The sequence below is a fragment of the Hydrogenophaga taeniospiralis CCUG 15921 genome (assembly GCF_001592305.1).
Classification (GTDB): Bacteria; Pseudomonadota; Gammaproteobacteria; order Burkholderiales; family Burkholderiaceae_C; genus Hydrogenophaga; species Hydrogenophaga taeniospiralis.
In genome coordinates this window covers 155,981-171,201 of record NZ_BCWR01000005.1, presented here as the reverse complement: position 1 = coordinate 171,201, position 15,221 = coordinate 155,981, and the positions used below count along the sequence as shown (strand labels likewise).

13 protein-coding genes are annotated in these 15,221 nt (G+C 68.1%); 6 read left to right on the top strand and 7 right to left on the bottom strand.

The features are described from left to right. Positions 1–54 precede the first annotated feature (54 nt). The 4 genes from HTA01S_RS07295 to moeA all read left to right on the top strand — a co-directional run bounded on the left by HTA01S_RS07295 (position 55) and on the right by moeA (position 4,201). The gene (locus HTA01S_RS07295) at positions 55–876 is read left to right on the top strand and encodes a metal-dependent hydrolase (RefSeq protein WP_068168587.1); all 822 of its coding nucleotides are present in this window, start codon (positions 55–57) and stop codon (positions 874–876) included. A 115-nt stretch (positions 877–991) separates the two neighbouring features. After that, positions 992–2,128 (top strand): GTP 3',8-cyclase MoaA, encoded by a 1,137-nt coding sequence (moaA, locus tag HTA01S_RS07290; RefSeq protein WP_068168585.1) that lies wholly within the window; start codon positions 992–994, stop codon positions 2,126–2,128. Between the two features lie 135 nt (positions 2,129–2,263). Next, entirely contained in the window at positions 2,264–2,893 is a 630-nt protein-coding gene (mobA, locus tag HTA01S_RS07285) for a molybdenum cofactor guanylyltransferase MobA (RefSeq protein ID WP_068168582.1), read from the top strand. Between the two features lie 12 nt (positions 2,894–2,905). Then, positions 2,906–4,201, top strand: coding sequence for a molybdopterin molybdotransferase MoeA (gene moeA, locus HTA01S_RS07280; protein WP_068168579.1), 1,296 nt, complete (start codon positions 2,906–2,908; stop codon positions 4,199–4,201). A gap of 84 nt (positions 4,202–4,285) precedes the next feature. Here the strand turns inward: moeA and HTA01S_RS07275 are convergent, their stop codons facing one another. The 4 genes from HTA01S_RS07275 to HTA01S_RS07260 form a co-directional block, all read right to left on the bottom strand. Then, positions 4,286–7,366, bottom strand: a complete 3,081-nt coding sequence (locus HTA01S_RS07275) for an efflux RND transporter permease subunit (protein ID WP_068168576.1) — start codon at positions 7,364–7,366, stop codon at positions 4,286–4,288. A gap of 33 nt (positions 7,367–7,399) precedes the next feature. After that, positions 7,400–8,656, bottom strand: coding sequence for an efflux RND transporter periplasmic adaptor subunit (locus HTA01S_RS07270; protein WP_084235966.1), 1,257 nt, complete (start codon positions 8,654–8,656; stop codon positions 7,400–7,402). Positions 8,657–8,803: 147 nt separating this feature from the next. Next, complete coding sequence (gene rnhA / locus HTA01S_RS07265; protein ID WP_068168573.1) at positions 8,804–9,238, bottom strand: ribonuclease HI; 435 nt, start codon at positions 9,236–9,238, stop codon at positions 8,804–8,806. A 52-nt stretch (positions 9,239–9,290) separates the two neighbouring features. Then, on the bottom strand, positions 9,291–10,130 hold the full coding sequence (locus HTA01S_RS07260) for a class I SAM-dependent methyltransferase (protein WP_068169591.1): 840 nt from the start codon (positions 10,128–10,130) through the stop codon (positions 9,291–9,293). 344 nt (positions 10,131–10,474) lie between these two features. Here HTA01S_RS07260 and gloB point away from each other — a divergent pair, with 344 nt between their 5' ends. Together gloB and HTA01S_RS07250 are read left to right on the top strand one after the other, a co-directional pair. Then, positions 10,475–11,248: a hydroxyacylglutathione hydrolase gene (gene gloB, locus HTA01S_RS07255; protein WP_068169588.1), complete on the top strand. Its 774-nt coding sequence runs from the start codon at positions 10,475–10,477 to the stop codon at positions 11,246–11,248. Positions 11,249–11,358: 110 nt separating this feature from the next. Further along, entirely contained in the window at positions 11,359–12,909 is a 1,551-nt protein-coding gene (locus tag HTA01S_RS07250) for a transglycosylase SLT domain-containing protein (RefSeq protein WP_068169585.1), read from the top strand. Between the two features lie 20 nt (positions 12,910–12,929). On the opposite strand, the gene HTA01S_RS07245 is transcribed toward HTA01S_RS07250, so the two are convergent. The 3 genes from HTA01S_RS07245 to recR form a co-directional block, all read right to left on the bottom strand. Continuing rightward, the gene (locus HTA01S_RS07245) at positions 12,930–13,985 is read right to left on the bottom strand and encodes an ABC transporter substrate-binding protein (RefSeq protein WP_084235928.1); all 1,056 of its coding nucleotides are present in this window, start codon (positions 13,983–13,985) and stop codon (positions 12,930–12,932) included. A 171-nt stretch (positions 13,986–14,156) separates the two neighbouring features. After that, positions 14,157–14,561, bottom strand: coding sequence for an MAPEG family protein (locus HTA01S_RS07240; protein ID WP_068168567.1), 405 nt, complete (start codon positions 14,559–14,561; stop codon positions 14,157–14,159). 34 nt (positions 14,562–14,595) lie between these two features. After that, positions 14,596–15,213: a recombination mediator RecR gene (gene recR / locus HTA01S_RS07235; protein ID WP_068168564.1), complete on the bottom strand. Its 618-nt coding sequence runs from the start codon at positions 15,211–15,213 to the stop codon at positions 14,596–14,598. Positions 15,214–15,221 lie beyond the last annotated feature (8 nt).

Genomic DNA, 15,221 nt, shown 5'->3' with positions numbered 1-15,221 from the left:
CATGGTGCAGCTGGTACTTATCAGTACCAACCCAGACACCCCACCATTCCCACCATGACCGAACTCTTGGTTCGCCGCCTGTTGATCGACCTGGAGCAACCCGTGGAACGCCACTGGTGTAACGGCGACGCCTTCCTGAGCGCCTGGTTCAATGCCCTGTCCATGAGCTTTCCGGTCGGCGAGCAGTTCTTCATCGATTCGGTGCGCAACGGCTTCAAGGCATTGCCCGCAGAACAGCAGGACCAGCGCCGAGACGAGGTGCAAGGGTTCATCGGGCAGGAAGCCACGCATCGCCGCATCCACGCGCTGTTCAACGCGCAGATTCAGAAGCACGGCCTGGTCAACGAATGGGAGCCGCGGGCCCGTGAACGGCTGCGGCTGGTGGAGGGAACGGACCTGCGCCATGGCCTGGCCATCACCGCGGCGAACGAACATTTCACTGCCCTGTTCGCCGAGTGGATGCTGTCGCACGCGCGCTTGCTCGACGGCTGCGAGCCCCGGCTCCAGGCCCTCTGGCTGTGGCACAGCGCCGAAGAAGCCGAACACAAATGCACCGCGTTCGACCTGTACCAGGCGCTCGGCGGCAGTCATGCCTGGCGCGTGAAGTGGATGCGCCGGGTGACCTGGATCTTTCTCTCCGACACCTTGCGCCAGACCGCCAACAACCTGCGGCGCGACGGCACGCTCTGGCGCTGGAGCACCTGGCGCAGCGCCGTGCGCCACCTGCTCGGTCGCGAGGGCCTTCTGCGCCTGAGCTACCGCCCCTGGCGCGCGTATTTCCGGCCGGACTTTCATCCGGCGCAGCAATCCAGCGATCTGTCGGCCAACTGGCTGCGCGAGAACGCCCGCCTGTTCACCCCGGTGAGTGCGCCGTGATCCGGCACCACCGGGCATTGGCGCGAGCCCGGGGAGTTCACAAACCCATGCTGAGACCCCTGTGGCACCGGGTCCGTCCGTGCGAACGGATGGGTCCTCGCCCATAATCCAGGGCATGTCCGAACGCGTCATTCCCCTGGTCGATCAGCGCAGCACCACGCGGCTGGCGGCCGTCCCTTCGGCGCCCATCGCCGCCACCGGCCTGCTGGGCGACGCACTGGGCCGTCCGCTGCGCGACCTGCGCATCAGCGTGACCGACCGCTGCAACTTCCGCTGCAGCTACTGCATGCCCAAGGATGTGTTCGACAAGGATTACCCCTATCTGCCGCACAGCGCCCTGCTGAGCTTCGAGGAGATCACGCGTGTCGCGTGCCAGTTCGTGGCCCACGGTGTGCAGAAGATCCGGCTCACCGGCGGCGAGCCGCTGCTGCGCAAGAACATCGAGGTCCTGATCGAGCAGCTCGCCGCCTTGCGCACGGTGGAGGGCCGGCCGCTGGACATCACGCTGACCACCAACGGCTCCCTGCTGGAGCGCAAGGCCGCTTCGCTCAAGGCCGCCGGCCTGCAGCGGGTCACGGTCAGCCTCGATGGCCTGGACGACGCGATCTTCCGCGCCATGAACGACGTCGATTTTCCGGTGGCCGACGTGCTCCGTGGCATCGACGCCGCGCAGGCCGCAGGCCTGGGCCCGATCAAGGTCAACATGGTGGTCAAGCGCGGCACCAATCACCACCAGATCCTGCCCATGGCGCGCCATTTCAAGGGCACGGGCATCGTGCTGCGTTTCATTGAATACATGGACGTGGGCGCCACCAACGGCTGGCGCATGGACGAGGTGCTGCCCAGCGCCGATGTGGTGCGGCTGATCCAGAGCGAGCTGCCCCTGGTGCAGCTGGATCCCTCGGCCCCCGGTGAAACCGCCGAGCGCTGGGGCTATGCCGACGCCAACGGCCAGCACGACGTGCAGGCGGGTGAGATCGGCGTCATCAGCAGCGTCACCCAGGCGTTCTGCCAGGACTGCAACCGCGCCCGCCTGTCCACCGAGGGCAAGCTCTACCTGTGCCTGTTCGCCAGCCAGGGCCACGACCTGCGGCCGCTGGTGCGCGGCAACGCCAGCGACGAAGAGCTCGCCAGCGCCATCGCCGCGATCTGGCAGGGTCGCAGCGACCGTTATTCCGAATTGCGCGCCAGCCTGCCACCGGACGCATCCACCGGCACGCGACGGGTGGAGATGAGTTACATCGGAGGCTGAGCAGGCACACCCCCGCGCCGCTTCGCGTCACCCCCTCAAGGGGGCGGCACCAGCCGTCCAGCAAAGCCGGCCCGGCGGTGCCCCCGGTTGAAATCACCTCGCTCGGCACCCCACAAAACCTGAACGCGTTCCGCCATGAATCCCATACAACCTGGACAAATCACCGCCCTCGTGCTCGCCGGCGGCCGCGGCTCCCGCATGGGGGGCGTGGACAAGGGCCTGCAGAACTTCAACGGCACGCCCCTGGCGCTGCAGGCTTTGCTGCGGCTGCAGATGCAGCAGGGTGGGCTGATCGGTGACCTGATGGTCAACGCCAACCGCAACCTCTCGGCCTACGAAGCCTTCGGCTCGCCGGTCTGGCCCGACACGCTGAGCGACTACGCCGGGCCACTGGCCGGCTTCCTGACGGGGCTGGAGCGCTGTGAAACGCCCTACCTGCTGACGGTGCCTTGCGACTCGCCGCTGTTCCCGCTGGATCTGGCGCAGCTCCTGGCCCAGGCCTTCGACGACGAAAGCACCGAGATCGCCATGGCCGCGGCGCGCGAAGACGACGGGCAGCTCCGCACCCAGCCGGTGTTTTGCCTGATGCGGGTGCAACTGCTCGAAAGCCTGGTGGCTTTCACGCAGGCGGGCGGCCGCAAGATCGACCGCTGGACCGACCAGCACCACACGGTGGTGGTGCCGTTTGACCGGCCCGGCGACGACCCCAAGGCCTTCTTCAACACCAACACGCTGGCCGAGCTGCACGCGCTGGAAAAACCCTGACTCCGACAGACCATGAAAACCATTGAGCAGATCGCCGCCGAACTGCAGGGCTACGACCCGCAGGCCTTGAGCGCGGCCGACGTCAACCAGTTCCTGGCGCGGCTGGTCGAGCCGGTGACCGAAACCGAAGACGTGGGCGTGTTCGGCGCCCTGGGCCGCGTGCTGGCGCAAGACGTGGTCTCGCCCATCAGCGTGCCGCCGCACGACAACTCGGCCATGGATGGCTTCGCGTTCGACAGTGCCCAGCTGCAAACCGGGCAGGCCCTGAGCCTGCGCGTGGCCGGGACGGCCTTCGCCGGCAAGGGCTGGAGCGGCACGGTGGCCGAGGGCGAGTGCCTGAAGATCATGACCGGCGCCATCATGCCCGCCGGGCTGGACACGGTGGTGCCGCTGGAGTTCGTGAAGCTCGACGGCGACCGCGTGCACATCCCGGCCGACGTGGTGAAAGCCGGCGACAACCGCCGCTTCGCGGGCGAAGACCTGATGGCGGGCCAGCCCGCGCTGCGCCGTGGCCAGACCCTGGGCCCGGCCGCGCTGGGCCTGATCGCCAGCCTGGGCCTGCCCACCGTGCGGGTGTTTCGTCGCCTCAAGGTGGCGTATTTCTCCACCGGCGACGAAATCCTGAGCCTGGGCGAGGCGCCGCGCGAAGGCGCGGTGTACGACAGCAACCGCTACACCGTGTTTGGTCTGCTCACGCGCCTGGGGGTCGAAGTGATCGACATGGGCGTGGTGGGCGATCAGCCGGCCCTGCTCGAAGCCGCGTTCCGCCAGGCGGCGGCCCAGGCGGACGCCATCATCACCAGTGGCGGCGTGAGCATGGGCGAAGCCGACCACACCAAGCTCATGATGAAGCAGCTGGGTGACGTGGCTTTCTGGCGCATCGCGATGCGCCCGGGCCGGCCCATGGCGGTCGGCCGCATTCCCAAAAGGTTCAACGGCGAAGCGGGGAGCGCGGGGGCCATTCTCTTCGGTCTGCCGGGCAACCCGGTGGCCGTGATGGTCACCTACCTGGCCTTTGTGCGCCCTGCCCTGCAGCGCATGATGGGCAGCACCGGGACCGAACCCGTGCTGCTCAGGGCCCACAGCCTGGAACCCCTGCGCAAGAAACCCGGCCGCACCGAATACCAGCGCGGCATCGTCACGCGCTCGGCCGATGGCCGCCTGACCGTGCGCACCACCGGCAACCAGGGTTCGGGCGTACTGCGCTCCATGGTCGAGGCCAATGGCCTGATCGTGCTGCACCACGGTCAGGGCAACGTGGCGGTGGGCGACGAGGTGGACGTGATGATGTTCGACGGCGCGGTCTGACCCCCGGCACCAGACACGAAGCGCCCCAACAGAAAAGAGAAAAGCCACCGCTAGCGGTGGCTTTCTTGTTGGGGGCCACAGAGCCTATTTGGCGTTCAGCAGCTCGCCCGGCGCGGCCGCGGCGGGCAGCACACGCGAACCATGCTTCTTGCGCGCCAGCAGCGTGTACATGGTCGGCACCACGAAGATGGTGAGCAGGGTGCCCAGACTCATGCCGCCCACGATCACCCAGCCGATCTGCTGGCGGCTCTCGGCGCCGGCCCCGGTGGCCAGCGCCAGTGGCATGGCACCGAGCACCATGGCACCGGTGGTCATGAGGATGGGGCGCAGGCGCAGCGCGGCCGACTGCTTCACCGCCTCGAAGATGTCCAGGCCCTGTTCGCGCAGCTGGTTGGCGAACTCCACGATCAGGATGCCGTGTTTCGTGATCAGCCCCACCAGGGTGATGAGCCCGATCTGGCTGAACACGTTGAGCGTGCCGCCGCTGAGCTTGAGCGCCAGCAGCGCGCCCAACATGGACAAGGGCACGCTGAGCATGATGACCAGCGGGTCGATGAAACTCTCGAACTGCGCGGCCAGCACCAGGTAGATGAACAGCAGCGAGAGCACGAACACGATGGCCAGCGAGCCCGAGGAATTGCGGAACTCGCGGCTCTGGCCGTTGAGGTCGGTCGTGTAGCCCGGGGGCAATATCTCGCGCGCCGTGGCGTCCATGAACTGGAGCGCGTCGCCCAGCGCGAGATCGGGCGAGAGGTTTGCTGTGATGGAAGCGCTGCGGCGCTGGCCGAAGTGGTTGAGTTCGCGGGGCACCACCACCTCGCGAATCTTCACCAGCGAGGCCAGCGGAATCATGGCGCCGTCCCGGCCGCGCACGAACAGGCGGTCGATGTCGTCGGGCGTGCTGCGTTGCGCACTGTCGGTCTGCACCACCACGTCGTACTGTTCGCCCTCGCGCTTGTAGCGCGTCACGGTGCGCCCGCCGAGCAGGGTCTCCACGGTGCGCGCGATGGCGTCCACGCTCACGCCCATGTCGGCCGCCCGCTCGCGGTCCACGTCCATGCGGATCTCGGGCTTGTTCAGCCGCAGGTCGGTGTCCACCTGCACGAAGCCGGGGTTCCTGGCCAGCGCGTCCTGGAACTCGCGCACCACCCGCGCAAGGTTGTCGTAGCTGTCCGACGTGACAATCACGTAGTTGATGGGTCGTTCGCGGAAACCCTGGCCCAGAGAAGGCGGCGTGATCGGGAAGGCGCTGATGCCGGGCAGGGCCGCCAGGCGCGGCGCGATCTCGCGCGCGATCTCCTGCGTGGTGCGGCTGCGCTCCTCCCAAGGCTTGGCGCGCAGGAACACGCTGCCTTGCGCAACGGTGGGATTGCCGATGTTGCTGAAGATGCGATCGAACTCGGGGTAGTCCTGGCCGATGCGTTCGATCGCTTCGGCGTAGCGGCGCGTGTAGGCCAGGGTGGCACCGTCCGGCCCGTTGATGTTGGCCAGGATCACGCCCCGGTCTTCAAGGGGTGCGAGCTCCTGCTTGGTGGTCTGCAGCAGGGCCCAGCTGCCCAGGGCGCTGGCGATCATCACGCCCACCACCAGCCAGCGCGCCCGCAGCGCCAACGCCAGCGCCGAGCTGTAGACCCGAGTGGCGGCCACCAGCACACGCTCCATGAAACCGTCAAAACGCGTGGGCCTGGGGTTGTGCCGCAGCAGCTTGGAACACAGCATGGGCGAGAGCGTGAGCGCCACGAAGCCCGAGACCACGACGGCGCCGGCCAGCGCCAGCGCGAACTCGGCGAACAAGCGCCCGGTGCGCCCCGGGGTGAAGGCCAGTGGCGCGTACACCGCGGCCAGCGTGAGCGTCATGGCGACCACGGCGAAGCCGATTTCCCGCGCGCCCTTGATGGCGGCGTCAAACGGTTTCAGGCCCTCTTCGATGTGCCGGAAGATGTTCTCCAGCATCACGATGGAGTCGTCCACCACCAACCCGATGGCCAGCACCAGGGCCAGCAGCGTGAGGGTGTTGATGGAGAAGCCGAACAGCGCCATCAGGGCGAACGAGCCGATCAGGCTGACCGGAATGGTGATGAGCGGGATGATGGACGCGCGCAAGGTGCGCAGGAACACGAAGATCACCAGCGCCACCAGCACCACCGCCTCGGCGATGGTGAGGTAGACGGCCTTGATGGAGCGGTCGATGAACACCGAGTTGTCGTTGGCGATGTCCACGTTCACCCCGGGCGGCAGGTCTTTCTTGACCTTCTCCAGCAGCTCGCGCACGCCGGCCGAGAGTTCCAGCGGGTTGGCGGTGGCCTGCCGGATCACGCCGAGCGAAATCGAGTCGCGGCCGTTCAGGCGCACCGAGCTGCGCTCGTCCTGCGGGCCTTGCAGGACACGCGCCACGTCGCCCAGCCGGACGGTCTGCCCGTTGACGTTGCGCAGGGCCACGTCGCGGAACTGCGCCGGGGTCCGCAGGTCGGTCGCCGCGGTCACGTTGAACTCGCGCAGCGTGCTTTCGATGCGTCCGGCCGGCACCTCCAGGTTGGAGCGGCGCAGCGCATCCTCCACGTCCTGCACCGTCAGGCTGTAGGCGGCCAGACGGTCCGGGTCGATCCAGACGCGCATCGCGTACTTGCGTTCGCCGTACACCCGCACGTCGGCGGCGCCGGGCGCGGTCTGCAGCACCGGTTTGACCAGACGGTTGGCGAAGTCGGAGAGCTGCAGCGAGTCGTGGGTGTCCGAACTCAACGCCAGCCAGATCACCGGGAAGGCGTCGGCCTCGACCTTGGCGATCACCGGCTCGTCGATGCCCTGGGGAAGGCGCTGGCGCACGCGGCTGACCTTGTCGCGCACGTCGGCGGCGGCCGAGTCGGGGTCGCGCTCCAGCTTGAAGCGCACCGTGATCTGGCTGCGCTCCTGCCGGCTGATGGATGTGATGATGTCCACGCCTTCGATGCCGGCGAGCGAGTCCTCCAGCGTCTTGCTGACCTGCGACTCCACCACTTCGCTGGAGGCCCCGGTAAACGTGGTGCTGACGGTGACGGTGGGTTCGTCGATCTTGGGGTACTCGCGTACCGTCAGGCCGTTGAACGCCACCCAGCCCACCAGCAGGATGAGCATGGACAGCACGGAGGCGAACACCGGCCGGCGGATGGATATTTCAGGCAATTGCATGCGGGCTGCTCCTGTGCATCGGTGCCTGGCGCGTCAACCGCCGGCCGGTACCGGGCGGGCGCCAGCGGGCGCCGGCGTGACCGGCGCGGCGTCTGGGCCAGCCGCCGGAGCCGCCTCACGGGGCCCCGCTTCGGGCAAACCCATCTCCACCACCCGCACGGCCGTGCCATCGCGCTGCAGCCGCTGCTGACCGGCCACGACCACCGTGTCGCCCTCGCTCAGCCCGGTCACCACCTGCACCTGCGCGCCCTGGCGCACGCCCACCTGGACCTCGGTGCGGCGCGACACCAGCTTGAGCGCATCGCCCTCGCCTTCTTTCTCCAGCCGGAACACGAACTGCTTGCCGCCCTGCGGCACGATCGCCTCTTCGGGGACCACCAGCGCCTTGTCGTTTACCGAAAAAACCGTCAGCACGCGGGCAAACATGCCGGGGCGCAGCTCGACGTCGGGCGATGGCGGCAGCATCGCGCGCACGGCCACCGAGCGGCCGTTGGCGTCCAGCAGCGGGTCCACCGCCTGCACCCGGGCCGCGAAAGCCTTGCCGGGCAAGGCGTCCAGCGTCACCTGCACGGTCTGGCCCGCGGCGATGCGAGTCTGGTAACGCTCGGGCAACCGGAAATCCACCATGAGGGCCGAGGTGTCTTCCAGGTTGACCAGGTCCGCGCCATCCTTGACGTAGTCGCCCAGATCGATGCTGCGCAGGCCCACCGTGCCATCGAACGGCGCGGTGACGCGCATGCGCTGCAGGCGCGCCTGCGCCAGCGCCACCTGGGCCTCGGCCACCTGCAGGCTGGCCTGGCTTTCGTCCAGCACGCGCTGCGCCACGAAGTTCTCGGCCACCAGTTCCTGGTTGCGCTTGAAATTGGCACGGGCCATCGAGAGCTGGGCCTGGGCCTGGCTGAGTTCGGCCCGCTGCAGCACGTCGTCGAGCTGCACCAGCAACTGGCCGCGCCGCACGCGGGCCCCATCGGCGAAGGCGATCTGCGCGACGCGCCCGCTGACCTCCGGCCGCAGCGTCACGCTCTGGCGCGAACGCAGCGTGCCCACGGCCTGGGCATCGTCCTGGATGCGCAAGGTCTTGACCCGCGTCACCTCGACCCCCGGCATGCCAGCGGCGCCTCCTGCACGGCTTGCGGCCACGCCACCCGCAGCCGCGCCGGTCGTTCCCTGACCGACGCTGGTGGCACTGGCCGAAGCCGGCGCCGCCCGGTGCTGGAACCACCAAGCGCCCGCAGAGGCCAGCCCCAGGCCAGCAGCGGCCACCACCACATAGAGCGTCTTGTTTGCCATGGTTTGAATCGTCTGGATCGGGGAGTCGGTACCAGCCTGGGCGCCGTTGCCAACAAAGAGTTGCAATGTATCAGTCAAGAGCGGCTGGAACCCTGGGAAGTTCAATCCGCCTGCGCCCGGCGCTTGAGGGCCTCAGCCCGCTTCAACTCAACCCGGCACGCCCCGGTTGGCCAGGGCGTCGGCGCGCTCGTTGCCCGGGTCGCCCGCATGGCCTTTGACCCAGTGCCACTCGATATGGTGCACGCCGTCGTGCGCCAGCGCATCGAGCTTTTGCCACAGGTCGGCGTTCTTCACCGGCTCTTTGGCGGCGGTCTTCCAGCCCTTGGTCTTCCAACCGTGTATCCACTCGGTGATGCCTTTGCGCACGTATTGGCTGTCGAGGTATACCGACACCTTGCACGGCCGCTTGAGCGCGGCGAGCCCCTCGATCACGGCGGTCAGCTCCATGCGGTTGTTGGTGGTCACGCGCTCACCGCCCCAGAGTTCCTTTTCGTGTCCGCCCGCCTTGAGAAAAACACCCCAGCCGCCAGGGCCGGGGTTGCCCTTGCAGGCGCCGTCGGTGTACATCACCACATGGTTCAATCGATATGCTCCAGAGAAAAAAACGACGCTTGCGGGCCGGGCGGCCTTCCGCTCAGTGGCGGTGCGCGACCGACACCGGGGCCGCCGAGGTGGCTCGCCGCGGTTTCCAGGCCGGCCCCAGCAGGCGCACACCGCGCACCCGCTTGACCGCGACCACGAAATACACCGCGCCAAAAATGGGCCACCAGCGGGCGCCGGCGCGGTCCATCCAGGCCGTTCGCTGCAACCACTTCTCGGTTCGCACCGCGGGCCGGTAGCAGCCAAAGCGGTCCGACTCTACTTCAAAACTGAGCAGGCGCAGCCAGTCGCGCAAGCGCCAGGGGCCGATGAACTCGCCCGCTTCGGGCAGATACAGGCTCTCGGCACCCAGCGCCGTCAGGCCCAGGCGGGACCCGAGCCGGCCGCGCCCCTGGCGCAGGCCCCACAGGCTGGCCGGATTCAGGCCCGAGATCACCACCCGGCCCTCGGGCACCAGCACCCGCTCGACCTCGCGCAGCACATGGTGCGGGTCGGCACTGAGCTCCAGGGTGTGCGGCAGCACCACCAGATCCAGACAGGCGGCGGGAAACGGCAATGCCGCGGCGTCGGTGATCAGGGCCACGCGGGGTGGTGTCTGCGGCGGTGGCGCACCACGGTTCCAGGTCGATCCCCCCTGGTTGGAAGCGCCCGGGTGGCTGTGCAGGCCGCCCGCGACCGGCGCATCGGACCCCGCCAGCTCCTCGGGCAGCGCCAGCCAGCGGTGCGGCATGCGGTTGGTCCGCAGGGTGGCGAGCTCGGGCAGGCCCAGTTGCAGGGCGTTGTATCCAAACAGGTCGGCCACGGCCAGATCGAACTGGGCCTGCTCCCAGCCCAGCACGTACTGTCCTGGCGCGGTGCGCAGCCAATCGGTCATGCCGTCGGTCGGCAGGCCCGGGGTGGTGTCGGGGTTCAATGCAAACAATCTCCGGGTGGCACGGGCGGGCAAGGGCTGCCCGCCGTGAAGCGGAGGCCATCGTAATCGCTCGCCCGGCCCACCGCCACCTAGCCCGTGGACGGCACCCCACCAGGAGGGTGCGTGCCTTCGCATCGGACTGTCCTGCCCGGTCGAGCCAACGGCCGTCTGTCGGTTCGTTTTTGAAACACGGACAGGCGTGCTGCTCTGCGATACTCTCGGTCCGCCAGCTGCCGTCGCCCGCAGCGGTGGCGCGACCAGGCCAAGTGCCGGCAAGCATTGCGCTGGCGACCCGAATGACTTCCATGCAGTTACACCCCATCCCGGTCTTCACCGACAACTACATCTGGGTTTTGCACGATCAGCGCCGCGCGCTCGTGGTCGACCCCGGAGAGGCCGGCCAGGTGCTCCAGTGGCTGGAACACAAGGGTCTGGAACTTGACACCATCCTGATCACCCACCACCACGCGGACCACACCGGTGGCGTGGCCGAGCTGCGGCAAGCCACCGGCGCGCGGGTGATCGGCCCGGCCCGCGAACCCATGCCCGAACCGCTGCGGCGCGTGTCCGCGCACGATCGGGTCGAAGCCCTGGGCCTGGTGTTCGAGGTGCTGGAAGTCCCTGGCCACACCGCCGGTCACATCGCGTACCACTGCACCGACGTGGACGGCGCGCCACTGCTGTTCTGTGGCGACACCCTGTTTTCGGGCGGCTGCGGCCGCTTGTTTGAGGGCACGCCCGCGCAGATGCTGGACTCTCTGACCCGCCTGAGCGCCCTGCCCGATGCCACCCGCGTCTGCTGCACGCACGAGTACACCCTGTCCAACCTGAAGTTCGCGCAGGCGGTGGAGCCGGGCAATGCCGCGCTGGCGGAGTACACCGCGCACTGCCAGCAACAGCGCGCCCTGAACTTTCCCACGCTGCCCAGCTCCATCGGACTCGAGAAAAAGATCAATCCGTTTCTGCGCACCCGCGAGACGGCCGTGCGGCGGGCCGCCATCGCCCACGCTCCCCACACACCCGACGATGATGTGAGCCTCTTCGCCACGCTTCGTGAATGGAAAAACGACTTCCGATGACCCTTGCCGTGCCCACCGCTTCCGCTCACCTTTTTTCCGCAGCACCGGTTCCTGCAGCCGTTCGCGCCGGTTCGCCGCGCCAGTCAGCGCCAACCCAGCGGCGCACACGCCTGGGTTTCTGCACGCTGGCGGCCTCGGTATTGCTCTTCGCGGGCTGCGCCTCGGTCCCTCCGGGTACCACGTCCCCGGCCACCACAACCACCCCGGGCGCCACGACCAGCAAGGCTTCCCCTGCCCCCAGTGTGTTCCCCGATGCGCCCTTGAGCGAAATCGGCGTGGCCAGCACCAACCTGCCCGCCGTGGTCACCCTCGCGGCCCCCACCGACCTGTGGGACCGCATCCGGCGCGGTTTCGCCATGACCGATCTGGACAACGAGCTGGTGCGCGACCGTGAGCAGTGGTATGCCACCCGACCCGACTACATCCAGCGCATGACCGAGCGCTCCAGCCGCTACCTGTTCCACATCGTCGAGGAGATCGAGCGCCGCAACATGCCGATGGAGCTGGCGCTGTTGCCCTTCATTGAAAGCGCGTTCAATCCCCAGGCAGTCTCCAGCGCGCGGGCGGCCGGCATGTGGCAGTTCATGCCCGCCACCGGCCAGTCTTTCGATCTGAAGCAGAACATCTTCCGCGACGACCGGCGCGATGTGCTGGCCTCCACCCGCGCCGCGCTCGACTACCTGCAGCAGCTGCACGGCCGCTTCGGCGACTGGCACCTCGCACTGGCCGCCTACAACTGGGGCCAGGGCAACGTCAACCGCGCCATCACGCGCAACCAGCGCGCGGGCCTGCCGACCGGTTACCTCGACCTGAGCATGCCGATGGAAACCCGCATGTACGTGCCCAAGCTGCAGGCGGTGAAAAACATCCTGGCCCGGCCGGAAGCCTTCAACACCACCCTGCCCCTGATCGGCAACCACCCGTTTTTCGACACCGTCACGCTCGAGCGCGACATGGACGTGGCCGTCATCGCCCAGCTCGCCGGGGTCAGCGAAAAGGATTTCCGAGCCCTCAACCCCTCGCTCAACCGCCCCGTGGTGATGGCCGCGGGCACGCCCAACATCCTGCTGCCTTGGGACAACGCAGTGGTCTTCCAGCAGAACCTGCAGACCTTCTCGGGTCCGCTGGCCAGCTGGACCGCCTGGGTCGTGCCCACCACCATGACCGCCGCGCAGGCGGCCGCCCGGGTGGGCATGAGCGAGGCGGAACTGCGCGAAGTCAACAACATCCCGCCCCGCATGAGGGTGCGCGCGGGCTCCAGTCTGCTGGTGCCGCGCTCGCAGACACGCAACGGTGACGTTCCCCTGCACGTGGCCGACAACGGGCATCTGAGCCTGCAACCCGAGGTCACCCTGCGGCGCAGCTCGGTGCGGGCTCGCAAGGGCGACACCCTGAGCAGGCTGGCCAGCCGCTACGGTGTGAGTGCGGTCAGCGTGGCCGGCTGGAACCGGCTGGCGATCAACGCGCGGCTCAAACCGGGCCAGCGCATCACGCTGATGCTGCCGCAGCGCTCGGCGGTGGCCAGCTCGCGCAGTGCAAAAAAATCCGTCAAGGTCGCCACGCGGAAAAAGGCGGTCCAGAAGGCTGGAACCCGCACCGCGAAGGCCCGCACACCGTCCAAACGCGCGGTCACCAAGGTGGCTGCCAGCAAGAAGAACTGAAAGCGGCGGGTGGGTGTGGCTCAGGCCTTGAACCGGGCCTTGGCCTTGCGGGCGAAATCGTTGGTGAAGGTGCGCGCCAGGTCCACGCGCTGCAACTGCGTCGATGGGTCAAAATAAGCCAGCATGCGCGCTGCGGTGACGGGCCCATCCTCCGGCATCAGCCCGTCGGGCGCCCAGGCTTCCCGCGCCCGGCTGAAGGCGGCCAGGTACAGCGCCCGGTCGCCCAGGAAATAGCGCTCCGGCACCACCTTGATGATGTCGGACGGGCCCGCCGTCTGCAGCCACTTCAGGGCGTGCACCATCGCATCGGTCAGGGCCTGGCTCTGGCGTGCGTTGCCAGCCAGAAAGGCCCCCGGCGCACTCAGACAGGCCGCCGGCAAGGTCCCGCCAAACACCTCGGCGCTCCCACGCAAGGTGCGCGTGTCGGCCACCACCCGCAACTCGCCCCCCTGCTCCAGCTGCGTGATGACCGGGTCGGTGTAGCAGATCGCGTCGATCGCTCCAGCACGAAACGCCGCCACCGCGGAAGTCGCGCTGGGCAGGGGTGTGTACTGAATGTCCTGCGCGCCCAGCCCGGCGCGCGCCAGCACCAGACGCGCCACTTTGTGTGTGCCCGATCCGAGCGCCATGATGCCCAGCTTCTTGCCGCGCAGGTCGCGCAAGCCGCGGTAGTGGCCCAGGGTCTGAAGCGAGACACCCAGCACGATCTGGGGTGCGCGCCCCTGCAACACGAACGACTGGAACATCTGGCCACGGGCCTGCATGTTGATGATGCTGCTGAAGGGCCCCGAGAACACCTGTGCCGAACCCAGAAGCACCGCCTGCAGGGCCTGACCGGGATCGCTGAACTCGCGCACCTGCACGTCCAGCCCTTCGTTGGCAAAGTAGCCCATGCGCTCGGCCACGGTCAGCGGCAGGTAGCAGAAAGCGGTCTTGTCTTCTACCGCCACCACCACGCGGGAGCTGCCCGCGCGAGGCAAGGGAGCCGGGCCGGGCCCCTGCGCCCAGGTTGCGGGCGGAACGGTGCCCAGCAGCGCCGACGCGCACACCCGACACCACCCACGACGAGTCCACATGAAACATCCCTTCCTGCACTGGTACCCAAGCTGCAGCAAGGCTAAGCGAGGCCGGCCCCAGCCGCATCGGGATCAATCCCGAGCGGGTTTCCACCGAGGGAAAACGCAAGCAAAAGTAACCGGTCTCGCCCTGCGTGCGCAGGCGCGAGAGGCTTCAGGAACGCGCGACGTTCAGACGAACAGGATGGCGATGTTCACCAGCAGCGCCAAGGCCCAGGTCATGCTGCGCGCCAGGGCCAGATCGGCCACGTACATCATGATGTAGATCAGCCGCAGCACCACGAACACGAAGGCCAGCAGGTCCAGGCGCACCTGCGGCGCACCCAGCTGGTGGGCAATGATCACGGCCCCGATAAACAGTGGCAGCGCTTCGAAGCTGTTGGCCTGCGCGGCATTAGCCCGCGCGCGCCAGTCGGTCTGGCGCGCCAGCCAGGCGCGCGGGTTGTGGTTGTCATAGCCCCCTTCACGCCGGGGCTTGCCCAGCCGGCCCCACTTGGCCAGATAGCCACACAGGAAAGGCAACAACGCCGTTGCCAGGACGGCCCAGTAAGCCAGGGTCAGGCCTGCAAATTTCATGAATGAAAGGTCTTTCAGTTGCCCGGCGTGTGGTTCAGCGCCGGTCCACCAGGGCATGGGCGATGGTGCCCAGGTCCACATATTCGAGTTCGCTGCCCACCGGCACACCGCGCGCCAGCCGCGTGACGTTGACCCCCCGGGCCTTGAGCCCCTGCGCAATCACGTGTGCCGTGGTTTCCCCTTCGGCTGTGAAGTTGGTCGCCAGGATCACCTCGCGCACCTCGCGCTCAGCGCCCGCTTCGCCGCCGGCGGGCGCATCGACGCGGTCAAAGAGCTTCTGCAAGCCGATGTCGCGCGGTCCCACGTCATCGAGCGGGCTAAGCTTGCCCATGAGCACGAAGTACAGCCCCTTGTAGGCACCGGTGCGCTCCATGGCCGCCAGATCGGCCGGGTTCTCCACCACACACAGCTGGCTGTGGTCCCGCCGCGGGTCGCGACAGGTGGCGCACACATCGTCTTCGGTGAAGGTGTGGCAGAGCGCGCAATGGCGCACCTCGGCGCAGGCGTGCTGCAGGGCCTGGGCCAGGTGCAAGGCGCCCTCGCGGTCGTGCTGCAGCAGGTGGTAGGCCATGCGCTGGGCGGACTTGACACCCACCCCCGGCAGGCGGCGCAGCGCCTGCACGAGCAGTTCAAGGGGGTGGTTTTCAGCCATGGGAATCT

Bases quoted from the DNA above. Each gene is read 5' to 3' on its own strand.
- mobA (WP_068168582.1), top strand. From the start codon at position 2,264: ATGAATCCCATACAACCTGGACAAATCACCGCCCTCGTGCTCGCCGGC.
- HTA01S_RS07270 (WP_084235966.1), bottom strand. From the start codon at position 8,656: ATGGCAAACAAGACGCTCTATGTGGTGGTGGCCGCTGCTGGCCTGGGG.
- gloB (WP_068169588.1), top strand. From the start codon at position 10,475: ATGCAGTTACACCCCATCCCGGTCTTCACCGACAACTACATCTGGGTT.
- HTA01S_RS07275 (WP_068168576.1), bottom strand. From the start codon at position 7,366: ATGCAATTGCCTGAAATATCCATCCGCCGGCCGGTGTTCGCCTCCGTG.
- HTA01S_RS07260 (WP_068169591.1), bottom strand. From the start codon at position 10,130: ATGACCGATTGGCTGCGCACCGCGCCAGGACAGTACGTGCTGGGCTGG.
- HTA01S_RS07245 (WP_084235928.1), bottom strand. From the start codon at position 13,985: ATGTGGACTCGTCGTGGGTGGTGTCGGGTGTGCGCGTCGGCGCTGCTG.
- recR (WP_068168564.1), bottom strand. From the start codon at position 15,213: ATGGCTGAAAACCACCCCCTTGAACTGCTCGTGCAGGCGCTGCGCCGC.
- HTA01S_RS07240 (WP_068168567.1), bottom strand. From the start codon at position 14,561: ATGAAATTTGCAGGCCTGACCCTGGCTTACTGGGCCGTCCTGGCAACG.
- moeA (WP_068168579.1), top strand. From the start codon at position 2,906: ATGAAAACCATTGAGCAGATCGCCGCCGAACTGCAGGGCTACGACCCG.
- moaA (WP_068168585.1), top strand. From the start codon at position 992: ATGTCCGAACGCGTCATTCCCCTGGTCGATCAGCGCAGCACCACGCGG.
- HTA01S_RS07295 (WP_068168587.1), top strand. From the start codon at position 55: ATGACCGAACTCTTGGTTCGCCGCCTGTTGATCGACCTGGAGCAACCC.